The 2,063-nt window shown below is 47.0% G+C and carries 3 protein-coding genes; 1 reads left to right on the top strand and 2 read right to left on the bottom strand.

Annotated elements, in window-relative coordinates:
• Together H6S82_RS30870 and H6S82_RS30865 are read right to left on the bottom strand one after the other, a co-directional pair.
• A partial coding sequence (locus tag H6S82_RS30870) for an ATP-binding cassette domain-containing protein (RefSeq protein WP_191057302.1) occupies window positions 1-249 on the bottom strand: 249 nt, incomplete at its 3' end.
• Complete coding sequence (locus tag H6S82_RS30865) at window positions 250-1,068, bottom strand: ABC transporter permease (RefSeq protein WP_190473657.1); 819 nt, start codon at window positions 1,066-1,068, stop codon at window positions 250-252.
• A gap of 73 nt (window positions 1,069-1,141) precedes the next feature.
• Here H6S82_RS30865 and proA point away from each other — a divergent pair.
• Window positions 1,142-2,063, top strand: a 922-nt coding sequence (gene proA / locus H6S82_RS30860; protein WP_191057303.1) for a glutamate-5-semialdehyde dehydrogenase, incomplete at its 3' end; no start/stop codon positions are given.

Raw genomic sequence — 2,063 nt, 5'->3', positions numbered from 1 at the left:
ACCGGAAGTTGGCTGCAATATACCGCAGACTAGCTTCAGCAAGGTGGATTTACCTGCGCCATTTCCACCAATAATTCCCAATTTCTCCCCTGCTTCTACAAACAGATCTACCCGATCCAGCACCAAATTCTTCGCAGGCTGACGGTACTTGCCTTCCAGAAAAGATAAAATTGTTTTCTTCAAGTCATAAGAAAATTCCTCTTGCGTCCGTCGCCACAGGGACACTTGTTCCAGACAAATCGCGTACATCTACAACAAATCCATGAACTGGTGCTGCCAGCTATCAAATAATTTCCATCCTACAGCCAAAACCACCAGGCTACTGAGCAAAGAGCTGCCTATTAAGGCAAAATTAGGAGAATGGCCTGACAAAGCGATCTGACGAATGCTTTCAATGATTAAGGCTATAGGGTTAAAGACCAAGAACGGACGGATAGTGGCGGGTACGATCGCCGCCGGATAAAACACCGGAGAGCCAAACCACAGGATAGACACCACTAACTCATAAAAGTAAGGCAAATCGCGAAAGAACACAAACAGGGCACTGACGATAAATCCGATACCAGTACACAAGCAAGCCAAAGACAGCAACGGTAACAGCAAAGCGACCACATTAAGTAAACTCTTGGATGTGATCAATGTGGCGATCGCCAGTATTGGCAAGCAAGCGCTGCTAAACTGAAACACATTCGCCGCAATCATCGACATCGGAAAAACGTTTATCGGTAGGCGAATCTTGTTCAAAAGCGCCCCATTGCTTACCAAACTCGGCAAGGCTTGGGTGGTAGAAGCTGAAAAAAAGTTGATCGCGACTAACCCTACAAACACATCCAGCATATATTTGAACAGGGAGTTATGATAGTAGGACGCAAAAGCCATGCCAAAAATCGCCGTATATCCACCCGTCATCATCACGGGATTTAACAGCGACCAATACACTCCCAAGATAGAACCGCGATAACGCACCTTTAGGTTGCGCGTTACCAAGACCTGTAATAATTCCAGATATCGAATCAGATCGTTAGCAGAACTCGAATCTAAAAATTTGAATGTTTTACTTACTCCCACCACACTACCCTGCGAACGAAGCTAGTTAGTTGTACTAACCTTGAAACTATACGCTGCAAGTTAAATAATGTCCATGACCACCTCGCAAATTGCCTCGTCTTCCCTAACTTCGATCGCTCAACAAACCCGCCAAGCAGCGCGACGGCTGGCGGTGCTTTCCGCTGAGGTAAAAAATGAAGCGATCGAAGCTGTGGCCCAAGCCTTAGAGTCTGCAACTCCGGAAATTTTGGCAGCGAATGCAGCAGACTGCGAAGCGGCTGTGGCAGCTAATATTGCCAAACCGCTGATCGCGCGGCTAAAGTTAGATGAAACTAAGCTTAAGGCTGCGATCGCAGGCGTGCGAGATGTGGGGCGTTTGCCAGACCCCATAGGCGTTGTGGATATTCACCGCGAACTCGATGAAAAACTGATCCTCAAGCGCATTAGCTGTCCTCTGGGGGTTTTGGGCGTCATTTTTGAGGCGCGTCCCGATGCGGTGATGCAAATAACGAGTTTAGCCATCAAATCGGGTAACGGCGTTATTCTCAAAGGCGGACAAGAAGCCGTTCGCACCTGTCAAGCTTTGGTAAGGGCAATTCATTTGGAATTGGGATATACGGAAGTTTCCCCAGCAGCAGTGCAATTGCTAACTACGAGAGAAGAAACTCTGGCAATGCTGAAGTTGGATGAATATATAGATCTGATTATTCCCAGAGGTTCCAATTCGTTTGTCAGATTTGTGCAGGAAAATACCCGCATTCCAGTCCTGGGTCATGCAGAGGGAATTTGCCATATATATATAGATGAAGCGGCAGATATCGTGAAGGCAGTAAATATTACAGTTGACGCCAAAACCCAGTATGCAGCTGCTTGCAATGCGATCGAAACTTTGTTAGTTCACAAATCAGTAGCCCGAGATTTCCTGCCTTTGGTGGCGGCGGCTTTGCAAACTCGTCATGTCGAATTGCGCGGCGATGAAGCCACCCGCAAAATTTTAAAAATATCTCCAGCGACAG

Source organism: Planktothrix sp. FACHB-1355, assembly GCF_014748295.1.
Lineage (GTDB): Bacteria > Cyanobacteriota > Cyanobacteriia > Cyanobacteriales > Aerosakkonemataceae > Aerosakkonema > Aerosakkonema funiforme_A.
This window is presented reverse-complemented; position numbering and strand designations above follow the sequence as displayed.